This is a genomic window from Allokutzneria sp. NRRL B-24872 (genome assembly GCF_002155965.1).
Classification (GTDB): domain Bacteria; phylum Actinomycetota; class Actinomycetes; order Mycobacteriales; family Pseudonocardiaceae; genus Allokutzneria.
The window spans coordinates 56126-76635 of the sequence record NZ_MUMH01000032.1 but is presented as its reverse complement, the minus strand read 5'-3'; the positions used below and the strand labels follow the sequence as shown (position 1 = coordinate 76635).

The following is a 20510-nucleotide window of genomic DNA, read 5'->3' as shown; positions in this document are numbered from 1 at the left end:
CTAAACGGGTCGTTCAGGGCGCTCAACGCACCGAACGGGCCGTTGGGGGCGAGGGCGCGTGCGGTCAGGCGGCGAGGGGGATGGGGGTGAAGCGCCAGAGGGTTTCCTCGGTGGCCTCGTCGACGAGGGCCGCTTGGACGTCCTCGGGGGCGAAGCGGTCGGTGGGGGCGGCGAAAACCACTGTGGCTGAACGATCCTGGAAGCGCGCGGAATAGCTGAGGAAGCGCCATTCGCCCTCGGTCCACGTCTCGCGGACATCGGAGCGCAAGAACGCGGCGACGGCGCGGTAAGCACCGCTGCGCTCCACCTGCTCGACGCCTGCCGCCAACGGAACGCCAGAAGGCAGCCCGGCGAGCGGATGGCTGAGCCGCACGCGCAAGCGCCGCAACGGCAACAGCCAGTACCGGTCGAGTTCTGCCGACAGGGCAACGAAAACGAGCAGCACGGTCAGCACGAACCAAAGAGAGGCGGGCACGGCCGCGAGAGCTGAGGTGAGCACGAGCAGCCCGGCGCGGGCGAACGAACGCCAGCCGATCGGTCCGCCCTTGCCGCCCATGCAACCGCAGTCGGACTCGGGCCGAACTCGCCGCGCGTAAGCCAAGTACGCGACGAAACCCAGTGCCAGCACAGTCGCGGCCACGCCCTCGGCGACGACGAACGGAGGCACGACGAGCGCAAGAGCGATGACGAGTTCGACGACGCCGACGAGACGGTAGGTGAAGCGGCCCACCAAGTGGTCCAGCGCGGTGCGCCGCGCAGGACCGAAGAGCTTCACGCCACCGGCCCACGCCAGGACGATCACGACAACGACGACCATTCGGGGTCTCCTTCCCACGGCCGGGGAGGGTTCCGGGCGGAGCAGGGCCGCCCGGAACCCTCGTGGTCCGGCGCTGGACTACGCGGCGGCGAACACCGTCGCGATGTCGACCTCGTTGGTGTCGGGCCGCCACGCGCCGATCACCTGCACGTGCTTGCCGACCTGCAACAGGGACAGGTCGGACACGGCCGGGGTGTCGTTGTAGACCGCCGCGGTGGTGCCCGCGACCACGTGCCCGACCACCCGGTCACCGTGGTGGTCCAGGTGCAGCACGTTCTTGTCCATGGCCGCGATGTGCGCGGTCAGGTTCACGATGTTGACCCACACCGAGTCGGCGGCGAGCGTGCCGTCGTCCAGCTTCAGGCCCCGCGCGTAGAGCCCGTCGCCGACCTTGATCGCGTCGAAGGTGGTCGGCCGCAGCTTCCACAGGCTGGTGCCGTCGGTGACGTGGATGCGGTGCAGCGCCCGGTCCGACCCGGTCACCATCAGCATGGAGCCGGTGATCGCCGAGATCCGCCCCTCGGCGAAGTTCGGGTCGGGCAGCGACGGGTCCAGTTCCAGGCCCGGCGAGGCCATCGCCCGCTCCGGCGCCACCGACCCGAAGGCGGTCGCGCCCACCACAGCGCCGCCCAACACCGCGGAACTGAGGAAACGCCTGCGTCCCAAGGAAGTCATCGTTCAGCCCCCTTCACGCGACCGTGCAGGGCAGGCGCCCGCCGGAGAGGCTGCCGATCGCGCTGTACGCGGCCGGGGTGAGGTCCATGATCCGGTTCGTTCCGCACTTGCTGCCGCAGCACGTCTTCTCGCCGCACCACAGGTCGGTCTGCGGCCCGCAGTCGGCGATCTTCACGCGGACTGCCTTGTTGGTGCAGAGGCTGGTGATCGTGAACTGGTGCCCGCAGGTGCGGCGGGTCAGGGTCTTGCCGCACTTGTCGGGCCTGGTGATGTCGAAGCACGCGGCGGAGGCGTTCGGCCACGCGCACTGGAGGCTGGCGGAGTTGCAGGTCCCGCAGGCGCCCTTGCCCGTGGACCCGCACGGTCCCCAGGCGGCACCGCAGCAGAACCAGGTCGTCGACCCGGTGGATGGAGCCATGTGGCTGCCCTCATTTCGCAAGACGGGGCACAGCGAACTGACGGGGCCACCGGTGCAGGGAGGGCGGCCCCGTGGGAAAGATCCGCGCGGCCGGGGCAGGGGGTCCGGCCGCGCGGACGACGCCGCTCGAGGGAACTCACGAACCGCGCTGGGCGAGCCCGCCGTCTCCGGGCTGGCCGTCGCGTCGGCGAGCGGCGTGCTGTCGCAGTGTTGTTGCCGAGTAACCAACTTCACGATAAGCCCGCGAACAGGTTTCCGGCAGCCGCCGTCCGTGGCAGCGGGTACCGCCTAACGGAGCACACCCGCCGCAGGTTGCGCGAAGCTCGGCGTGGTTTGTGACACAGGGTCCATCGAACGGAGTAGTCGCAGGTCAGCGCCGTCACCCCGGTGCTGCCCGAAGACCGACGGTGTTTTGTCATCCGGACGGGGGTTGTCGCCTCCTAGGCTAGGGGTGAACAGGAAGCGACGAGTGCGGAGAACCGGGGTAGTAGATGACGTCGACGGAGGCTGGCGACGATCAGGGGCGGTTGCTGGGCGGGCGCTACCGCCTCGGCGAGCTGATCGGGCGCGGCGGCATGGGCTCCGTGTGGGGCGCTGTCGACGAGATGCTGCGCCGCGACGTCGCGGTCAAGGAGGTCACCGCGCCCGCGTGGGTCAGCGACGAGGAACGCCGCTCGCTGGCCGACCGCACCATGCGCGAGGCCAGGGCCGCCGCGCGGATCAGCCACCCCAACGTGGTGACGGTCTACGACGTCGTCGACGAGGACGGCCGCCCGTGGATCGTGATGGAACTGGTCAGGGCCCCCTCGCTGGCCCAGGTCGTCGAGCGCGACGGAGCGCTGGCGCCGAGCCGGGTCGCCGCGATCGCGCTCCAGGTCTTCGCCGCGCTCAGCGCCGCGCACGAGCACGGCATCCTGCACCGCGACGTGAAGCCGGGCAACGTGCTCGTGCACGACACCGGGCGCACGGTGCTCACCGACTTCGGCATCGCGACCGTGCAGGGCGACGCGTCGCTGACCGTCTCCGGGATGCTCGTCGGGGCCCCCGGCTACATCGCCCCGGAGCGCGCTCGCGGCCTTGAGGTCGGCACCGCCTCCGACCTATGGTCCCTGGCGGCCACCATGTACGCGGCCGTCGAGGGCAAGCCGCCCTTCGACCGCACCGGCGCGCTGCCGACGCTGACCGCGGTGCTCACCGAGGACCCGGAGCCGATGCGCAACGCCGGCCCGCTGCGCCCGCTGATCGAGGCGATGCTGCGCAAGGAGCCCGAGCAGCGCCCGACCCCGGCCGAGGTGGAGGGCGTGCTGCGCCGCGTCGCGCTCGGCGACCTCGGCGAGGACGAGGCCGCGACGGTGCTGGTCTCCTCCGGGGCCGGGGCCACCGGCGGTGCGACCGCGTCGCTGGTCAAGGGCGAGCCGACCCGCGTGCAGCCCGCGCTCAAGGCAGCCGCCGCCGCGTCGCAGCCCTGGTTCCGCAGCACCCCGGCGAAGGTCGGCGCGGGTCTGGGCCTCGCGGTGCTGACCGCGGGCACGGCGCTGGCCGTCGTGCTGCTGCTGACCGAGCGGGACACCGGCGGCGGAGGCGGTGGCGGGGGGACCGGCACCTACCCGAGCCAGCAGACGCCGCAGTCGGTGCCGATGGTCAGCGGCGAGGAGACGACCAGCTCCAAGCGCAGCCGCCCGCAGTCGACCGTGCCGTCGACGACGCCGTCGACGACGTCGGAGCAGCCGACGACCACCAGTCAGCAGCCGACGACCACCACGCCGTCGAAGCCGACCTCGACCAAGTCGACGACGTCGTCCAGCTCGTCGTCGAGCCCGGCGAACCCGGGCGGGATCGACATCGGCGGACCCGACCGCCTGCACTGATCCGAGATCACCACAGGTTCCGCGCGGGATCACCCAGCACGGTGAGCAGCGGGCCGGGGGAGCCGTGCGCGGGCACGTCGTCGAGCAGCTGCCAGCGGGCCTTGCGGTCGGGCCCGTACAGCCGCCACAGCAGCCCGTCGTGGCGCAGCTGGGCGATCGGCCGCCGCGTCCACTCACCGCCGTCGTCCCCGGTCAGCGGCGCGCGGACCTCGAAGATCGTGACGTGCGACGTGCGCACCGTGCACTCGACCCGGACCTCGTGCAGCGCCTGTTCTGGGATGCGCTCTTCGCACCAGCGGAGGATCTGGCGCAGGTGCGGGTCCGGGACGGCCATGCGAGATGGTGACATGGCCGCCCGCGTCCGCGTCAGAGGGTGATCAGGACCTTCAGCGCGCGTCGGTCGTTCATCGCGGCGTAGCCCTCGGCGACCTCGTCGAGCTTGATCGTCGTGTCGAAGATCGGCGACGGGTCGACGGCGCCGGAGAGCACGTCGGGCAGCAGCTCCTCGATGTAGGCGCGGGCCGGGGCGACCCCGCCGCGCAGCGCGATGTTGCGCTTGAACAGGCGGTCGATGTCCAGGCCCTCGCCGCCCAGGTGCGGGACGCCGACGTAGCCGATGCCGCCGCCCGCGCGGGCGATGGAGATCGCGGTCTGCATGGACTGTCCGGTGCCCACGGCCTCGACCACGGCGTGCGCGCCCTCGCCGCCGGTCAGCTCGTTGATCGCCTCGACCGCCTCGTCACCGCGCGCGGCAACGACGTCGGTGGCGCCGAAGGTGCGGGCGATCGCGGTGCGCGCCTCGTGGCGGCCCATCGCGATGATCCGCTCAGCGCCGAGCCGCCGTGCGGCCAGGACCGCGCAGAGCCCGACCGCTCCGTCGCCGACCACCGCGACGGTCGCGCCGGGGCGCACTCCGGCGATGGTGGCGGCGTGGTGGCCGGTCGGCAGCACGTCCGACAGCGACAGCAGCGCGGGCATCAGCGCCTCGTCGACGTCGGAGGGGAGCTTGACCAGCGTGGCGTCGGCGAAGGGCACGCGAACGGCCTCGCCCTGCCCGCCATCGTTGGCCTTGCCCCACATACCGCCGTTGCGGCAGGAGGTGGGCAGCTGTTCGCGGCAGTACACGCAGTCGCCGTCGCTGAACATGAACGGCGCGACCACGAGGTCGCCGACGCGCAGGCCGGTGACGTCCGAGCCGACCTCGGCGACGCGGCCGAGGAACTCGTGCCCGATCCGCGCACCCGGCTGCGAGGGGGAGACGCCCTGGTAGGGCCAGAGGTCGCTGCCGCAGATGCAGGAGTGGGTGACCGTGACCACTGCGTCGGTCGATTGGTTGATCACCGGGTCGGGTACCCGCTCCACGCGGATGTCGCCGGGGCCGTGGAGTGTGGTCGCAAGCATGGATCAGTCCCTGGTTGTCGGCGGTGCACGCGGCGGCGGCTCCACCAGCTTGCACCACGGAACCCAGCGCTGCGAAACCTGGCAGACTGGACTCAGCAACCGGACAAAGGGGACGCGATATGGCCGGACTCTTCAGCAAGATCCAACGCTTCCTGCGCAGTCCCAAGGGACGTCAGCTCCAGCACAAGGCGCGCAAACTCGCCCAGGACCCGCACACCCGCCGCAAGGTCGGTGACGCGTTGCGGAAGTTCCGCAGGCGGTAGGCGGAAAAAGCAGCGATCCCCGGGCTACTTCCTGCTCGCGCAGGCCGAGCGTGGACTGACGCTCGGAGCTCCGGGGGTCGGGTAGCTGCCTGGTATTCGCCGGACTCCTATCCCGCGGTGCACCACGGGGCCGACGTTGTGAAGGCCGTTCGGCGGTCCTAGCGGACAGCCACCTCACGAGTCCTGTTGATACTCAACCTTGGACCACCTCCTCTCACGTGTACGGCCAGGTTAGGCACCGCCCGCCTTGGCGTGCAACGGTTTTATTCGGCGCGCGTGCCGCGCTCCAGCGTCCTGGAGATGGACTCCAGCGCGGCGTGCCTGGTCATCGCGCCCTCCGCGCAGGCCGCGATGCCGGTGTAGACCACCGCCCAGAGCACGCGGTTGAGCCATTCCGCGCTGACCCCGTTGTCGAAGAAGCCCTCGCGCTGGCCGCGCTCCAGCAGCTCGAAGACGGGCGCGTCCACCTCGTCGAGATCGCCGATCAGGTCCTTGCGCGTATCGATCAGGTGCTCGCCGAAGAGCACCAGCAGCACCGGGCTCAGCTCGAAGTACGCGTGGGTGATCCGGCGCAGCGCCTCGGCCGGGGTCCCCCGGTGCAGCTCGGCCGTGGTGACGGCGACGGTCAGCTGCGCCAGCGAGTCCTCCACCACCGCCGAGAGCAGGTCGGTGCGCTCCGGGAAGTACCGGTGCAGCGTGCTCCTGCCGACCTCGGCGGCCTCCGCGACCTCGGCGAGCGAGGCCTGCGGGCGGGTGGCCAGCAGGGTGATCGCCGCGTCGAGGATCGCGCGCCTGGTCCGGTTGCGGCTGCCCGACTCCTTGGTGGTGCTCGACATCCGTCCACCCTAGCGCCCCGAGACGATCAACTCTCGTTGTGGGACATCGATGTCCCAAAGTGCTACGGTGGAGTCCGACGCGAGGGGGAGACCGTGGAATCGACGGCCGTGGAACCGAAGCCCAAGAGATGGCAGAACATGCGCGTGCTGTGGAGCTTCGTCCACCCGCACCGCGAGGTGCTGCTGGTCGGACTGCTGCTGGCGCTCGGGGCCACCTGCGCCGCCCTGGCCACGCCGATGGTCACCAAGGTCGTGCTGGACTCGCTCGCGGTCTCGGAGTCGGTGAGCGGGCCGGTCACCACGCTCGTCGTGCTGCTGGTGGCCGGATCGCTGTTCGGGCTCGGGCAGTGGACGCTGCTGGGCAGGCTGGCCGAGCGGATCGTGCTCGACGCCAGGACCTCGATGGTGCGACGGCTCTTCCGCGTCCGCGTCGCCGAGCTCTCCAGCCGCACCAGCGGCGAGCTGGTCACCCGCGTCACCTCCGACACGCTGCTGCTGCGCGAGGCCGCCGCGGCGAGCCTGGTCGACTTCGTCAACGGCACCGTGCTGCTCGTCGGCTCGCTCGTGCTCATGGCGACCCTGGACTGGGTGCTGCTGTCCACCACCTTCGGCATGCTCGCGATCGTCGGGATCGTGGTCGCGGTGCTGATGCCCGCGATGTCCGGCGCGCAGAAGGAAGCGCAGGCCGCGGTCGGCAGGCTCGGCGGCGTGCTCGAAGGCGCGCTGCGGGCCATCCGCACCGTCAAGGCCAGCCGCGCCGAGGCCCGGGAGAGCGACCGCGTGCTCGCCGAGGCCCGCGAGTCCAACAAGCAGAGCGTCCGCGCCGTGCACATCCAGGCGATCGCTTGGTGCGCTTCGAGTTTCGGCGTGCAGCTGGCGATCCTGTTCGTGCTCGCGCTCGGCGCGTGGCGGGTCAGCTCCGGCCAGCTCGCGGTCTCCGGGCTGGTCGCCTTCCTGCTCTACGCCTTCCAGGTGATGGACCCGGTGAACACGCTGACCCAGGCCGTCACCCACCTCCAGTCCGGCATCGCGGCGGCGGCCCGCATCCGCGAGGTGGAGAGCTTCGGCGTCGAGGAGAGCACCGCCAGCGTGAGCTCGATCGGCGAGCGCGCGACGCCGAACGTGTTGTCCTTCAACGCGGTCACGGCGCGCTACGCCCCCGGCGGACCGCCCGCGCTCGACGGCGTGGACCTGGAGATCCCGCGCGTCGGGCACACCGCGTTCGTCGGCCCCTCGGGTGCTGGCAAGACCACGATGTTCTCGTTGATGCTGCGCTTCCTCCAGCCCGAGCACGGTCAGCTGTCCCTCGACGGTGTGCCCTTCGAGCAGCTGTCCATCGAGGACGTGCGCAAGCGGATCGTCTACGTCGAGCAGGACACGCCGCTGCTGCCGGGAACCGTGCGGGAGAACGTGCTCTACACGCACAACGACGCTTCCGAGGAGGCCGTGTGGGCCGCGCTGCGCGCCGTGCGGCTGGACGAGCGGGTGCGACGGCTCGACCAGGGGTTGGACACGCCGCTGTCCGGCGCGGCCATCTCCGGTGGTGAGCGCCAGCGGATCGCGTTGGCCCGCGCCCTGGTGACCGAGCCGGAGATCCTGTTGCTCGACGAGGCCACCGCCCAGCTCGACGGCCTCACCGAGGCGGCCGTGCAGGAGGTCATCAAGCGCGCCGCCACCAAGGGAGCGGTGCTGACCATCGCGCACCGACTGTCCACAGTGGTCGACGCGGACCAGATCGTCGTGCTGGAGAAGGGAAAACTGCGCGCGGTCGGCACGCACAGCGAGCTGGTGCGCTCCGACGAGCTCTACCGCGACCTCGTCGGAGCGCTCCGCATCGCCGTGCCGGCCTAGTTGGCGCTGGTGCCGAGCGGGCCGAAGAAGTGGTTGCCGGGCGCCTCGGGGTCGGTGCCGAGGTAGAACTGGTGGATCGCCGCGGTCAGCTCGTCGCGGGTGAGCAGGCCGCTGGCGTCCTTGTCCAGCAGGCGGAACGCCTCGTCGGCCTGCTCCGGCGCGGTGCCGTAGGCGGCCTGGAGCGTGCGCCACTCGACGAGGTTGAGCGTGCCCTCGCGGGTGGAGCCGCCCAGGTTCAGGGTCGCGTCGACGGCGGGCTGGAAGAAGTCCGCGTACTTGGACTCGTCGGAGAGGCTGCTGACGAAGCCGCTCAGGTACTCCTCGGCGGAGACGCGGCCGTCGCCGTCGGCGTCGAAGGTGGTGGCCAGCTCGTCCCAGAGCCGGTCGAATGCGCTGACGACGGCCTCGGCCCGGGGCGCGGACCGGTCGATGCCGAAGTGCTCGATGGTCTTGAGCCCCATGCCGACGACGTCGTCCTTCTCGATGAAGCCGTTGCCGTCCAGGTCCATCTGCGCGAAGGCGTGGTTGAGCTTGCGCTGGAGCAGGGCGTTGTCCACAGGGGCGCCTTTCCTCGTGGTTCATCAGGGTGACGGCGCCGAATCCGGGCGCGGCGACGGATCTTCGGGAAAGGGTTGAGACCCGGTCAAGTCACGGGCAGTCAGGGCATTCCTGTGATCAGGGTCACTGCTAAGGCGGTTGGGGTTCACGCGCCATGTTTCCGCATCACGCTTGCGCATGACGAAATCTGACTGGAGAAGCACGGGAATGCGTCCCGGCCGCGTTTGTTCACTCGACGGGGGCGGCTCTGCGGCGGTGAATGCCCTGAAGGGTGGTCGGTCGCTGGCGCGGGTTCGGATGGTCACGATCACCTGGATGAACTGGGCTCTTCATTCGATCGTGGTCCATCGTCGTGGGCGCCCGACCCCGAACGCGCGACCGCCCCGCCCACCCGCGCGGCCGTGAACGGCGACGATTCGGTGGACGGGGCGGTCAGGCGTGTCAAATGCCTCGACGTCGGACGCAGATGAACCCGGGCGGGTGAACCACCTACGCTCACGCCGAATTTTTACTAGTCCGGGGCCGGCCAGGTGTGTACCCAATGTGGCATTTGCTGCGTCAGACGTAACAAATGCCACATTGGGTACGACCCCGATCGGGTCGGTCAGGGTCAGACCACGGCGCCGGTGCGGTCGCGCTTGTGCGCCGGGGTGGTGGAGTAGTGCGACTTCTTCTTGGTCCGCGACTTGCCGGCGCCGGGCCACCGCTTGTCGAGCAGCACCGCGATCGGCGCGGCCGTGACGATGGTGGAAGCCGTGCCCGCGACGAGGCCGAGCAGCATCGCCAGCGCGAAGTCGGCCAGCGATCCGCCGCCGAGCGCGAGCAGCGCGCCGAGCACGAAGAGCACACCGATACCGGTGTTCACCGTGCGCGGCAGGGTTTGCAGCACGGCAGCGCTGCTGACCCTGGCGAAGGTCTCCTTCGGCCGGAGCCCGCGCAGTTCGCGGACGCGGTCGAAGACGACGACGGAGTCGTTCACCGAGTAACCGATGACGGTCAGCATCGCGGCGAGGAACACGGCGTCGAGCGTCTTGTCCATCCACGCGAACGTGCCGAGCACGATCAGCACGTCAGCGCTGAGCGCGAGCACCGTGGCGACGCCGAGGCGCCAGTCGAACCGGAACGCGAGGTACGCCAGCTGCGCCAGCACGGCGAGCAGCAACGCGATGAGGGCGTTGTTGCGCAGTTCGGCACCGAGGCTCGGGCCGATCTTCTCGTCACGGATCTGCTCGGCCTTGCCCGCGGCCTTGGCGACCGCGTCGCGGATGGGCCCGGTGTTCTCGGTCGGCTCGGTGCGCACGGTGACCGCGTCCTGGTTGGACGCCTGCACGATCGCACGCGGGAAACCGGCGTCGCTGACGGCGCTGCGCACCTTCTCCACGTCGACGGCCGCGCCGGTGGAGTACTCCAGCACCCGCCCGCCGGTGAACTCGACGCCGAGGTTGAGCCCGCGCACGAACACGCCCGCGAACAGCAGCACGAGCACGATCGCCGAGCCGATCAGCCAACGGCCCGCCTTGTCGTAGAGCTTCGGGTCGCGCGCCTCCAGCTTGCGCCGGACCACGCCGTGGTGGGCGAGGCCGGTGAGCTTGGGGTGCTTGGCGAGCGGCCCGCGCACGGCGAGGAACAGCAGCGCCCTGGTGAGCACGAGGGTCGCGAACATCGCGCCGAGCACACCGATGGTGAGCGTGACGCCGAAGCCCTTCACCGGCCCGGTCGCCAGCCAGAACAGCAGACCGGCCGCGAGCAGCGTGGTGATGTTGGAGTCCACGATCGCCGACAGCGCGTTGCCGAAGCCCCGGTCGATCGCCTTCGGCAGCGGCTGGTTCGAACGCGTGCCGAGGAATTCCTCGCGCGTTCGTTCGAAGACCAGCACCGTCGAGTCCACCGCCATGCCGATGGCGAGCACGAGGCCCGCGAGGCCGGGCAACGTCAGCGTCGCGCCGATGAACAGCAGCATCGCGTAGGACATCGCGGAGTAGCCGATGAGCGCGATCACCGAGATCAACCCGGCGAGGCGGTAGACGACGATCAGGAACAGCGCGGTCAGGGCGAGGCCGATGATGCCCGCTTCCAGGCTCGCGCGGATGGCGTCGGCGCCGAGGGTCGGGCCGACCGTGCGCTGCTCGACGACCTCGACCGGGACCGGCAGCGCGCCGCCCTTGATCAGCAGCGCCAGCTCGCCCGCCTGCTGGTTGGTGAACTTGCCGGTGATCTGCGTCGACCCGCCGAGGATGCCGACGTTGCAGCCGACCTGCGGGTTCACCTCCGGCGCGGAGATGATCTTGTCATCGAGCGCGATGGCGACCCGGCGCACCGGGCTGCCGACGGGGGCGCACGCGGCCTGGCCGGTGAGCTTGCCCCACGCGGCGCCGCCGGCCGACTGGAAGTTGATCGACACGATGTAGCCGGGGCCGTCCGGCGCCGGACCGGAGTTGGCGTCGGAGACGCCCTCGCCGGTCAGCGCGGCCGGGCCGAGCACCAGCTGCTCGCCCTCGGCGGTGGCCAGCACCTTCTGCCCCGGCTTGGGCTGCACGCCCGGCTGCTGCGCGGAGATCACCGGGTGGAAGGTCAGCTGCGCGGTGCGGCCGATGACCTCCACGGCCTGGCGCGGGTCCTGCACGCCGGGCAGCTCGATGATGATCCGGTTCTCGCCGGAGCGGGCCAGCGTCGGCTCGGCGACCCCGAGCTGGTCGACGCGGCGGCGCAACACCTCCAGCGCTCGGTCGGTGGTCGGGGCGTCGGCCTTTGCCTGCGGGGAGTCCTTGGCCTGCAAGACGATCTGGGTGCCACCGCGCAGGTCGAGGCCGAGCCTCGGCGCGGTGGTGAGGATGAGGTAGACGGACGCGGCGAGGACCGCGAGGGCGACGAACACCCTCACGACGGGTCCCCGGCGCGCTTGGGGGCGCGACATTGGTGGAATGCCTCCGGATGAGCCGTCCGTCCACAATGGACGAACGGGGACGACGATGGGCTCTCGCGATCAGGCGCGCCGAGGCGGTGCGCGCGAGCCGACCGGAGCGGTCGGGGCGGAGAACGACCCGGTGAAGCGGTCCTGTGCGGCGAAACCCAGCGGTGCCAGCGGTTCCGGCACCGGCTCGGCGGGCGGCAGCAGCGCGAACAGCACCGGACCGGTGGCGAGGTAGCCGCGCACCGGGACGGCGTGTGCCTGCTGGCGCCCGCGCAGCGCGGGGCTGGGGTGGGCCAGCTCGGAGACGACGTGGCGTGCCTGCTTGTCGCCGTCGTCGGGGACCGAGCCGAACGCGGGGGATGCCAGCCCGAGGGCGGCCAGCGCCGCGAGCAGGACGAGCAGCGCCGACAGCGCGGGGCGCTGCCGTGGGCTCGTCCGCATCATGCGCACACAGTAGCGGGCTAGGTCACAGCCCGTCTCCGGCCATCCGGACTACGCCGTCCGCACAGGAGGTAGTAGAGGACTCCCGCGACCAGAGCGCCGGAGAACCACGAGAAGTCGGTGTTGCCCAACGCCTTCGCCAGCGGCCCCTGCATCAGCGGGACCATGCCGTACTGCCACGCCCAGCCCGCGACCAGGCCCGCGCCCAGGCTGAGCAGCGCCCGGCCGTTCACCGAGGTGGTGTCCTCGTACAGGTCCTCGACAACGATCTTTCCCCGGCGCAGCAGGAAGAAGTCCACCAGCACGATGCTCGCCCACGGGCTGATCCACACCAAGATCGACACCAACCAGTGGTCGAAGGTCTTGGCGAAGTCGTCGGCCTGCACGAACACCACCAGCACCGCCGAGGCGACCACGCCGGCGACCAACGTGACCTGCCACCGCGCCGCCTTGATCCCGATGGACAGCGCGGCGAGCGAGCACGAGTACAGGTTGAGGATGTTCGTCGCCACCGGCCCGTGCATGATCAGCAGCAGCACCGGCAGCGCCATCGTGCCGAAAGCGCCCACCACCAGCGCGGACGGATCGGTGCTGCCGCCCGTGCTCGCCAGGCAGGCGCCCAGCGCGGCGAGCCACACCGTCGGCACGTACATGCCCAGCGCCGTCGACCAGAACACCGACTTCGCCGAGGCCCCCGGCCGCACGAACCGGCTGTAGTCGGCCGAGTACGGCAACCACGTGATGCCCCAGCCGATGCCGATCGCGGTGAGCAGCTGCGTGATCGCGGTGAGCTTGTCCGCGGGCTCGGTGGCCGTCGCCGTCGTCCAGTTCAGCTCCGCCTGGCTCAGCGCGAGCACCGTCATCACCGCCATGACCAGCACGGTCGCCGGCACGGTGTACTTCTCGAAGGTCCTGATCGCGTAGAAGCCGTACAGCGCCAGCCCGAGCTGCACCACCATGATGATCGCCGCGATCAGGTACTTCATCCCCGTGCCGCCGTGCACGCCGAACTGGCGCAGCACCGCCATCACCAGGTCGAGCACCACCCACGTGTTCACGCCGACCCAGCCCATCGAGACCAGGCACTGCACCACGCCCGGCACGATCGCGCCGCGCCTGCCGAACGGCGCCCGCCCCAGCACCATCTGGTTCACGCCCGTGCGGTGCCCGATCACGTTGAACAGCCCGAAGACCGCGCAGCCGACCAGGTTGCCCAGCGCGATCACCACGAGCGTTTCCGCCAGGCTCAGCCCCAGCGTCACGCCGAGCGCGCCGAGCACCCAGTTGATCGGCGCGATGTTGGCGCCCGACCAGATCCAGAACTGCTCCCACGGCGTGGAGTCGCGGTGCTCGGTGGGGATCGGCTCAATGCCGTGCGCGTCGAACGCCATCGGCACACTCTAGGGGCCTCACCAGCGAATCAGCCGTGGCACATCCGGCTCTTGTTCAGCTTCGCCGTGCTTCGACGATGCCGCGGGCTCTGGCGTAGCGGGCGGCGGCTTCCTGCAAGTGGTCGGCCTGGCGTCGCAGGGTTCCGGGGACTCGCTTCGCCGCCAGTGACGCCAGGGCGTGCAGGGGCACCGAAACTGCGAAGAACCCGATCGGGACATCGCCCTTGATCAGCGGAACGCGGCTGTAGATCGAGTCTCCGTGCTCCCGGTACTCCCACTTGCCCGGCGTGTTCCTGAGCAACGTCTCGCCGACGTAGCGGACCGCGCCCGCAGCGAACTCGTCCTCGGGCGTTCGCACCGCCGCTGAGGAGTCGTAGCGGTCGAGCACGAACGGCTCCAACGCGTCGAGGGAGTCGAGTGAGAAGTCGAAGGGGAAGTCCGCCGGGAGGAACCGAGCGCGCCACTCGGCTAGTACGCGGTCCCGCTGGGGCAGCCAGGTGTCCAGGAACGGCACGGTGACCGGTCGCGGCGGACCGGAGTCGGCGTCGGACAGGGCGAAGGTGAGACCGAACTCCTCCTGCAACGCCAACGCCTGCCCGTGCGTCGCCAGCACGTAGAAGTTGGTCTCGCTGGACTCGCCCTCCTTCGGACTGTACGGGTGGAATCCGCGTGGGTCCTCACCGCCGGGCTCCAGGTCGGCGACGTTCTCGAAGAACGCCAACTGGTCCGTGTAGTCGTCGTACTCGTGCTCGACCAGCCACCAGAACGACTTCCCGTCGCGCGCGAAGTGCAGCATCTCGTGGCCGTCCTCCTCGCGGAGCAGCACGACGTCGGAGAAGGCCACGCCCGTGAGTGGACCGACCTCGTCTTGGAGCAGTTCGCGGTAGTAGCCCTCGACGGAGACACCGACGTCGCCGTGCACGGAGAAGGCGAGGCCGAACTCGACCAGCGCGTCGAGGAGGTCCTGGACATCCGCCGCCTCGTCGACGTGGGCCTTGCTGTCGTCGAACACCGAGTCGGCCTTGTCCCGGGCCACCATGCCCAGCTCCACGAGGCGTTCACCCAGCTCGCGGATGGTCCTGTCCGTCATGGGCCGGAGTGTGGCACCCACCCCTGACAGTCACGCGATCCCGCTGTGTGCCTGGGCGGGCGCTCGCAGCGGGAGAGGTGACCCCCGCTGCGAGCGTGGAGATCAGCCCCAGGGATAGATCGCCGACACCTGGTCTTCATCCCTAGAACCCAGGTTGACCACGATGTCGACCGGGTTCAAGTTGTGCCGTTCCCCGATCCCGTGCGCGGTGTCGTACGCCCACCACGTGCGGCTCGTCTTGTTGACGTAGGACGACATCCGGTCGTCCCACGTACCGCCGCCCTGGCACTCGGGGCAGGGGATCTTGGACAGGTCGTCGCTGCCCGCGGAGCGCTCGTGAAAGGCGATGGACGCGCCGCGGCCGTCCCGGTGCTCGTACAAGCAGATCCAGCCGTCACTGCACGGGACCGTGGCCTCGGCGGCCTGCGCCGGAGCCGTGGCGAGCAACGCGCCCGCCACCACGCCCCCGACCGCAAGCACCTTCCCCATGCGCCGCGCCAATGAAGTTCGCGTGGACATTGTTTTCCCCTCGTGGTCAACAGTGCCCTTTCACGCTATTGGCGCTCGGGAACGCGGATGTCCACCGCTCGACTGTTGACTACGAGGCCGGACTACACGCGCCGGGCCTTGCCGAGCGCCTCGGCGAGCGAGCGGAGCACGGGTGCCATGCGGTTGTAGCTGTTGGGGGTCTCGGCCGCCCAGTCGAACACCTGCCCGGCCTTCACCGCCGGGTGGCGCGACCACGTGGGGATCGCGTTCAGCTCGGCGCGCGGGATGGACGTGGCGGCGCGGTTGTCGACGAGGACGACATCGGCCTGGTAGCGGTCGGCCTGTTCCCAGCTGAGCGTCTCGAAGGCGTCCTTGCCCGCGTTGGGCGCCACGACGTCGACACCGAGCTCCTGGAAGAGCTTGAGGTCACCGTGGTACTCGGGGGTGGCGATGTAGAGCTTGTCCTTGGTGGCGCTGACGAAGAGCGCCTTCACCCCGGACTTGGCCTTGGCGGTCAGCTCCTCGGTCGCGCGGTCGAACTCGGCCTTGGCCTGCACGACAGCGGGAGCCTTGACGTCGGCGCCCAGCGCCTCGGCGAGCTTGACGAAGGACTCGATGTTGGCGCGCGCGGAGCGGCCGTTGAGGCGCAGGCCCACGATGGGCGCGACGGACTCGATGGTGGGAGTGGGCTCCTTGGGCACGTACCACAGCTCCTCGCCGTACATCACGGTGACGAGGAGATCGGGGCGCAGCGACAGGAACTTGTCGACGTTGAACTCGCCGTAGGTGATGCCGACGGACTGCGTGGTGGACAGGTCGACGTTGCCGATCATGGACTCGGCGGAGCCGTCGGGGCGCTTCTGCGGGCCGAACACGCCGACCGGCCGGATGCCCAGGTCCCACAACGCGGCCGCCGCGGTGATCTGGGCGACGACGCGCTGCGGCCGAGCCGGACGTCCCGCCTTCTTGCCGCGGTCGTCGGTGAACTCCCACGCGGTGCCACCGGCGGCGCCGCGCGGGACGTCGCAGGCGGTCAGCGCGAGCAGGCCCATGCCGCCGAGGAACGCGCGTCGTGTCGTGCTCATGGATTTTCCCTTCACGTCAACGGAAACTTCGGGCGAGCAGCCACAGCAGGACCGGGGCCCCGACCACCCCGGTCACCACCCCGACGGGCAGTTCACCGGAGGACAACAGGGTGCGGGCGATCAGATCCGCCGCCAGCACCACGACCGCGCCGACCAGACCGGAGGTCACCATCGGCGGGACGGAGGGACGCACGAGCCGCAGCGCGATCTGCGGAGCGAGCAGCGCGACGAACGCCACGGGCCCGGCGGCGGCGGTCGCGAAGGACACGAGACCGACTCCGACGGTCATGATCGCCAGGCGCGCGGTCTGCACCGGGACGCCCAAGCCGGTGGCGGAGTCCTCGCCGAGTTCCAGGCCCGCCAACCACTTCCACAGCAGCAGCGCGAGCGGCACGAGCACCACCACGGCGATGGCCAGCGGGTGGACGCTGCCCCACGTGCGACCGCTGAGGCTGCCGACGAGCCACACAACTGCTTGCTGCGCCTGGAAAGCCCCGGACTCCAGCAGCAGGTAGTCGGTGATGCTGCCGCACAGCGCGGCCATGCCGATGCCGACGAGCACGATGCGCAGGCCGGTCGTGCCGCGCTTCCACGACAGGGCGACCACGATCGCCGACACGACGACCCCGCCCAGCACCGCCATCGTGGACACGCCGAGCCCTAAGCCCGCGCCCGCCCCGGTCAGCAGCGTCGCGACGGCGAAGGTGTTCGCGCCGTCGGTCACGCCGATCACGTCCGGGCTGGCGAGCGGATTGCGGGCCAGCGCTTGGAAGAGCAGGCCGCCGACCCCGAACGCGAGCCCGACCAGCACGCCGATCAGCGCGCGCGGCAACCGGATCTCGTTGATCACCAGCAGCGCCGCGGGGTCACCGGAACCGAACAGCCCGGCCGCGACCTCGGGGACCGTCAGCGGGAAGTCACCGATGGTGATCTCCAAGCACAGCAACAGGAACGCGGCCACCGCGAGCAGCGCGCAGACGAGGACCGTCCTCGGCCGGGCCCTCACAGCTCGGCCACCCTGCTGCGGCGCACGAACGCGATGAAGAACGGTGCCCCGAGCGCGGCTGCGACGATGCCCACGTGCAGCTCGTCGGGATGCGCGACCAGCCGCCCCAGCAAGTCCGCCGCCAGCAGCAACGCGGGCGCGAGCACCGCCGACAACGCCAGCACCCAACGGTGGTCGGCGCCGCAGATCGCCCTCGCGATGTGCGGGACGACCAGGCCGACGAAGGCGATCGGGCCGCACACCGCGACCCCCGCCCCGGCGAGCAGCGTGATCGCCACGACCCCGGCCACCCGGATCAGCCCGACCCGTTGCCCGAGGCCGCGCGCGGTGTCCTCGCCGAGCGCGAGCAGGTTCATCCCGGGCGTGATCGCCGCCGCGAGCACGGCGCCCACCGCGAGGAACGGGAGCACTTGGCCGAGTGTGGCCGGGTCCTGGCCGCTGAGCGCTCCGACCGACCAGAAGCGGTAGCGGTCCAGCGTCGCCGCGTCGGCCAGCAGCAGGCTCGTCGTCACCGAACCGGCCATCGCGGTCACCCCGGCCCCGGCCAGCGCGAGCTTCGTCGGCGTCGGCCCACCCGCCCCGCGCGCGGCCAGCGCGAACACCACCACCGACGCCGCCGCCGCGCCCGCGAAGGCGAACCAGATGTAGCCGTGCAGCGAGGTGACGCCGAGCAGCCCGGTCGAGAGCACCACGGCCAGCGACGCGCCCGCGCTCACCCCGAGCAGCCCGGGATCGGCCAGCGGGTTGCGGGTCAGCCCCTGCATCAGCGCGCCCGCCATGCCCAGCGCCGCGCCGACGGCGAGCCCGAACCCGGTCCTGGGCACGCGCAGACCCCAGACGATCGCGTCGGTCGCCTCGTCTTGGCCGGGGCGCAGCAACGCCTCGAACACGGTGCCGACACCGAGCCAGCGGCTGCCGACCATGATCGACAACAGCGCGCAGGCGGCCAGTCCGAGCAGCGCGAGCAGCAGCCCGGTGCGCCGACGGAACGTGAGAGCGTTTCCCCACTTCACCCGGTGAGGATAGCCATGCCTAACTTGAGGGGTGCGCGGGCGGGCTCGATCCTGGGGAAACTACTGGGAACAGGACGGCCCCAGCTCGGCCACCAGGCGCGTGGGGATGACCACCACCGGGCAGTTCGCCTTGCGGATCACCGCCGCGCTCACCGAGCCCATCAGCGCCGTCATCACGTGCCCGTGCCCGTGGCTGCCGAGCACCAGCATCTCCGAGCCCTCGGCGAGCTCGGTCAGCCGCGTGCCCGCCATGCCCGGCTCGACGACCTCGTGCACCGGGACGTCCTCGTAGCCCGCGCGGGCCCGGCGCAGCGCCTCGGCCAGCACCTCCCGGTAGACCTCGGTCTCGTCGTCCATCGGCGTGACCACCGGGATCGGCATGCTCGCCGGGGAGATCCCGGGGGGCGTCCAGAAGATCGCGGCCGTCACCGAGGCGTCGCGCAGCATCGCTTCCTTGAAGGCCCAGCGCAGCGCCTGGACGCTCGGTTCCGACCCGTCGACCCCGACGACGATCGTGTTGCGGTGCGAGCAAGTGGACATGGACGTGCCTCCCTTCGGAGTAGGCCGTGTTTCCCGAACGCGCTCTCGCGAAACACGGCCCAGCCCTATCACGCACCGGTGCCGCTCGCAGGGCAGAATCGTTCGACCTTGGGCGAAGTGATCTCGACTGAAGGGTGCTGTGATGGCGGCAGAGGCGAGTGCGGACGTGATCGTCGTCGGAGCGGGGCTCGCCGGGCTGGTCGCCACGGCCGAGCTGGCCGACGCGGGCAGGAGGGTGCTGCTGCTCGACCAGGAGCCGCCCGCCTCGCTCGGTGGCCAGGCGCACTGGTCCTTCGGCGGGCTGTTCTTCGTGGACTCCCCGGAGCAGCGCCGGATGCGCATCCGCGACTCGCACGAGCTGGCGTTGCAGGACTGGCTCGGCACCGCCGGCTTCGATCGCGAGCAGGACCGGTGGCCGCGCGCGTGGGCCGAGGCCTACGTCGACTTCGCCTCGGGGGAGAAGCGCGCGTGGCTGCGCGAGCAGGGTATGAAGTTCTTCCCCGTGGTCGGCTGGGCCGAGCGCGGTGGCTACGACGCCATGGGCCACGGCAACTCCGTGCCCCGCTTCCACATCACGTGGGGCACCGGTCCCGGTGTCGTCGAGCCGTTCCTGCGCCGGGTCCGCGCGGCGATGGACCGGGGCCTGGTGGTCTTGAAGTCCCGCCACCGCGTCGACGAGCTGACCGTCACAGCCGGCGCGGTCGACGGCGTGCGCGGGCAGGTCCTGGAGCACAGCGACGTGGCGCGCGGCGAGCAGAGCTCCCGCGTCGAGCTGCGGCCCTTCGAGTTCTCCGCGCAGGCCGTCGTCGTGACCTCCGGCGGCATTGGCGGCAACCACGACCTCGTCCGCCGCAACTGGCCTTCGCGGCTCGGCACGCCGCCGGAGCACATGCTCAGCGGAGTGCCCGCGCACGTCGACGGCCGGATGATCGGGATCACCGAGAGCGCGGGCGGCAACGCCATCAACGGCGACCGCATGTGGCACTACACCGAGGGAATCCAGAACTGGAACCCGATCTGGCCGATGCACGGCATCCGCATCCTGCCCGGCCCGTCCTCGCTGTGGCTGGACGCGCGCGGCAAGCGGCTGCCCGTTCCGCTGTTCCCCGGCTTCGACACGCTGGGGACGCTGGAGCACATCATGCGCAGCGGCCACGAGCACACGTGGTTCGTGCTGACCCAGAAGATCATCGAGAAGGAGTTCGCGCTCTCCGGCTCCGAGCAGAACCCCGATCTCACCGGCCGCAGCGTGCGCGGAGTGCTCAAGAGGGCGCTGCCCGGCGCGCCTGGACCGGTCGAGGCGTTCAAGAAGCACGGTGCGGACTTCATCGTCGAGAACGACCTCACGACGCTCATCGCCAGGATGAACGCGCTCACCCCCGAGCCGCTGCTCGACGTGGAGCAGGTCGAGCGCGAGATCCGCGCCCGTGACCGCGAGATCCTCAACCCCTTCACCAAGGACCTCCAGATCACCGCGCTGCGCGGAGCCCGGAACTACCTGGGGGACAAGCTGATCCGCGTCGCCACGCCGCACCGCCTGCTCGACCCGAAGGCCGGTCCGCTGATCGCCGTGCGGTTGTCGATCATCACGCGCAAGAGCCTCGGCGGCCTGGAGACCGATCTGTCCTCCCGCGTGCTCCAGGCCTCAGGTGAGCCGTTGCCCGGCGTGTACGCGGCGGGCGAGGCGGCCGGGTTCGGCGGCGGTGGCATGCACGGATACCGCGCCTTGGAAGGGACTTTCCTCGGCGGCTGCATCTTCTCCGGCCGGGTGGCGGGCCGGGCCGCGGCGGAGGCGACGGTCTAGCCCCGGGTTCGGTTCCGTAAAAAGTTCACTTCAGGGCAGTGCGAATCCGCCTT

At 70.7% G+C, this 20510-nt stretch carries 20 protein-coding genes; 4 read left to right on the top strand and 16 right to left on the bottom strand.

Going from position 1 to position 20510, the window contains the following annotated elements; translation table 11 throughout:
* Nucleotides 1–64: 64 nt before the first annotated feature.
* The 3 genes from CCN37_RS09990 to CCN37_RS09980 all read right to left on the bottom strand — a co-directional run bounded on the left by CCN37_RS09990 (nt 65) and on the right by CCN37_RS09980 (nt 1910).
* A complete protein-coding gene (locus CCN37_RS09990; protein WP_086820424.1) occupies nt 65–817 on the bottom strand; it encodes a MauE/DoxX family redox-associated membrane protein in 753 nt (250 codons plus the stop codon).
* Nucleotides 818–895: 78 nt separating this feature from the next.
* Nucleotides 896–1492: a DUF5666 domain-containing protein gene (locus CCN37_RS09985; protein ID WP_086820423.1), complete on the bottom strand. Its 597-nt coding sequence runs from the start codon at nt 1490–1492 to the stop codon at nt 896–898.
* Between the two features lie 13 nt (nt 1493–1505).
* Nucleotides 1506–1910 (bottom strand): hypothetical protein, encoded by a 405-nt coding sequence (locus CCN37_RS09980; RefSeq protein WP_086820422.1) that lies wholly within the window; start codon nt 1908–1910, stop codon nt 1506–1508.
* A 491-nt stretch (nt 1911–2401) separates the two neighbouring features.
* Here CCN37_RS09980 and CCN37_RS40720 point away from each other — a divergent pair, with 491 nt between their 5' ends.
* Entirely contained in the window at nt 2402–3778 is a 1377-nt protein-coding gene (locus CCN37_RS40720; protein ID WP_210407946.1) for a serine/threonine-protein kinase, read from the top strand.
* A 7-nt stretch (nt 3779–3785) separates the two neighbouring features.
* On the opposite strand, the gene CCN37_RS09970 is transcribed toward CCN37_RS40720, so the two are convergent.
* Nucleotides 3786–4112, bottom strand: coding sequence for a hypothetical protein (locus CCN37_RS09970; protein WP_086820421.1), 327 nt, complete (start codon nt 4110–4112; stop codon nt 3786–3788).
* A 32-nt stretch (nt 4113–4144) separates the two neighbouring features.
* Nucleotides 4145–5179 carry a zinc-dependent alcohol dehydrogenase family protein gene (locus CCN37_RS09965; protein WP_086820420.1) on the bottom strand — a complete coding sequence of 345 codons (1035 nt, stop codon included), beginning with the start codon at nt 5177–5179 and terminating at the stop codon, nt 4145–4147.
* 119 nt (nt 5180–5298) lie between these two features.
* On the opposite strand from CCN37_RS09965, the gene CCN37_RS39740 reads away from it, so the two are divergent.
* Entirely contained in the window at nt 5299–5442 is a 144-nt protein-coding gene (locus tag CCN37_RS39740) for a hypothetical protein (RefSeq protein WP_168200606.1), read from the top strand.
* A gap of 263 nt (nt 5443–5705) precedes the next feature.
* Here the strand turns inward: CCN37_RS39740 and CCN37_RS09960 are convergent, their stop codons facing one another.
* Nucleotides 5706–6278, bottom strand: a complete 573-nt coding sequence (locus CCN37_RS09960; RefSeq protein WP_086820419.1) for a TetR/AcrR family transcriptional regulator — start codon at nt 6276–6278, stop codon at nt 5706–5708.
* 93 nt (nt 6279–6371) lie between these two features.
* Here CCN37_RS09960 and CCN37_RS09955 point away from each other — a divergent pair, with 93 nt between their 5' ends.
* On the top strand, nt 6372–8129 hold the full coding sequence (locus CCN37_RS09955) for an ABC transporter ATP-binding protein (protein WP_371503896.1): 1758 nt from the start codon (nt 6372–6374) through the stop codon (nt 8127–8129).
* On the opposite strand, the gene CCN37_RS09950 is transcribed toward CCN37_RS09955, so the two are convergent.
* The 10 genes from CCN37_RS09950 to CCN37_RS09905 form a co-directional block, all read right to left on the bottom strand.
* Nucleotides 8126–8686 (bottom strand): EF-hand domain-containing protein, encoded by a 561-nt coding sequence (locus tag CCN37_RS09950; RefSeq protein ID WP_086820418.1) that lies wholly within the window; start codon nt 8684–8686, stop codon nt 8126–8128. The two genes, CCN37_RS09955 and CCN37_RS09950, sit on opposite strands and share 4 nt — an antisense overlap.
* Nucleotides 8687–9297: 611 nt before the next feature.
* Nucleotides 9298–11568 carry a protein translocase subunit SecD gene (secD, locus tag CCN37_RS09945; protein ID WP_371503893.1) on the bottom strand — a complete coding sequence of 757 codons (2271 nt, stop codon included), beginning with the start codon at nt 11566–11568 and terminating at the stop codon, nt 9298–9300.
* A gap of 102 nt (nt 11569–11670) precedes the next feature.
* Nucleotides 11671–12042, bottom strand: a complete 372-nt coding sequence (locus CCN37_RS09940; protein WP_086820416.1) for a hypothetical protein — start codon at nt 12040–12042, stop codon at nt 11671–11673.
* Between the two features lie 17 nt (nt 12043–12059).
* On the bottom strand, nt 12060–13430 hold the full coding sequence (locus CCN37_RS09935; protein ID WP_086820415.1) for a cytosine permease: 1371 nt from the start codon (nt 13428–13430) through the stop codon (nt 12060–12062).
* 55 nt (nt 13431–13485) lie between these two features.
* Nucleotides 13486–14520, bottom strand: a complete 1035-nt coding sequence (locus CCN37_RS09930) for a hypothetical protein (RefSeq protein ID WP_086820414.1) — start codon at nt 14518–14520, stop codon at nt 13486–13488.
* Between the two features lie 102 nt (nt 14521–14622).
* Entirely contained in the window at nt 14623–15009 is a 387-nt protein-coding gene (locus CCN37_RS09925; protein WP_168200605.1) for a peptidase inhibitor family I36 protein, read from the bottom strand.
* Between the two features lie 122 nt (nt 15010–15131).
* On the bottom strand, nt 15132–16094 hold the full coding sequence (locus CCN37_RS09920; RefSeq protein WP_086820412.1) for an ABC transporter substrate-binding protein: 963 nt from the start codon (nt 16092–16094) through the stop codon (nt 15132–15134).
* Nucleotides 16095–16110: 16 nt separating this feature from the next.
* Nucleotides 16111–17100 (bottom strand): iron chelate uptake ABC transporter family permease subunit, encoded by a 990-nt coding sequence (locus tag CCN37_RS09915; protein ID WP_086820411.1) that lies wholly within the window; start codon nt 17098–17100, stop codon nt 16111–16113.
* Nucleotides 17097–18113, bottom strand: a complete 1017-nt coding sequence (locus tag CCN37_RS09910) for an iron ABC transporter permease (protein WP_246842921.1) — start codon at nt 18111–18113, stop codon at nt 17097–17099. The genes CCN37_RS09915 and CCN37_RS09910 overlap by 4 nt, the downstream gene beginning before the upstream one ends.
* A 60-nt stretch (nt 18114–18173) precedes the next feature.
* Nucleotides 18174–18653: a universal stress protein gene (locus CCN37_RS09905; RefSeq protein ID WP_086820410.1), complete on the bottom strand. Its 480-nt coding sequence runs from the start codon at nt 18651–18653 to the stop codon at nt 18174–18176.
* 142 nt (nt 18654–18795) lie between these two features.
* On the opposite strand from CCN37_RS09905, the gene CCN37_RS09900 reads away from it, so the two are divergent.
* Nucleotides 18796–20457 (top strand): FAD-binding dehydrogenase, encoded by a 1662-nt coding sequence (locus CCN37_RS09900; protein WP_086820409.1) that lies wholly within the window; start codon nt 18796–18798, stop codon nt 20455–20457.
* Nucleotides 20458–20510: the final 53 nt, after the last annotated feature.

Excerpts from the sequence above, each read along its gene's own strand:
- CCN37_RS09905 (WP_086820410.1), bottom strand. The coding sequence starts at position 18,653 with ATGTCCACTTGCTCGCACCGCAACACGATCGTCGTCGGGGTCGACGGG.
- CCN37_RS09925 (WP_168200605.1), bottom strand. The coding sequence starts at position 15,009 with ATGGGGAAGGTGCTTGCGGTCGGGGGCGTGGTGGCGGGCGCGTTGCTC.
- CCN37_RS09935 (WP_086820415.1), bottom strand. The coding sequence starts at position 13,430 with ATGGCGTTCGACGCGCACGGCATTGAGCCGATCCCCACCGAGCACCGC.
- CCN37_RS09970 (WP_086820421.1), bottom strand. The coding sequence starts at position 4,112 with ATGGCCGTCCCGGACCCGCACCTGCGCCAGATCCTCCGCTGGTGCGAA.
- CCN37_RS09930 (WP_086820414.1), bottom strand. The coding sequence starts at position 14,520 with ATGACGGACAGGACCATCCGCGAGCTGGGTGAACGCCTCGTGGAGCTG.
- CCN37_RS09980 (WP_086820422.1), bottom strand. The coding sequence starts at position 1,910 with ATGGCTCCATCCACCGGGTCGACGACCTGGTTCTGCTGCGGTGCCGCC.
- CCN37_RS39740 (WP_168200606.1), top strand. The coding sequence starts at position 5,299 with ATGGCCGGACTCTTCAGCAAGATCCAACGCTTCCTGCGCAGTCCCAAG.
- CCN37_RS09920 (WP_086820412.1), bottom strand. The coding sequence starts at position 16,094 with ATGAGCACGACACGACGCGCGTTCCTCGGCGGCATGGGCCTGCTCGCG.
- CCN37_RS09960 (WP_086820419.1), bottom strand. The coding sequence starts at position 6,278 with ATGTCGAGCACCACCAAGGAGTCGGGCAGCCGCAACCGGACCAGGCGC.
- CCN37_RS09990 (WP_086820424.1), bottom strand. The coding sequence starts at position 817 with ATGGTCGTCGTTGTCGTGATCGTCCTGGCGTGGGCCGGTGGCGTGAAG.
- CCN37_RS09985 (WP_086820423.1), bottom strand. The coding sequence starts at position 1,492 with ATGACTTCCTTGGGACGCAGGCGTTTCCTCAGTTCCGCGGTGTTGGGC.
- CCN37_RS40720 (WP_210407946.1), top strand. The coding sequence starts at position 2,402 with ATGACGTCGACGGAGGCTGGCGACGATCAGGGGCGGTTGCTGGGCGGG.
- CCN37_RS09940 (WP_086820416.1), bottom strand. The coding sequence starts at position 12,042 with ATGATGCGGACGAGCCCACGGCAGCGCCCCGCGCTGTCGGCGCTGCTC.
- CCN37_RS09965 (WP_086820420.1), bottom strand. The coding sequence starts at position 5,179 with ATGCTTGCGACCACACTCCACGGCCCCGGCGACATCCGCGTGGAGCGG.
- CCN37_RS09900 (WP_086820409.1), top strand. The coding sequence starts at position 18,796 with ATGGCGGCAGAGGCGAGTGCGGACGTGATCGTCGTCGGAGCGGGGCTC.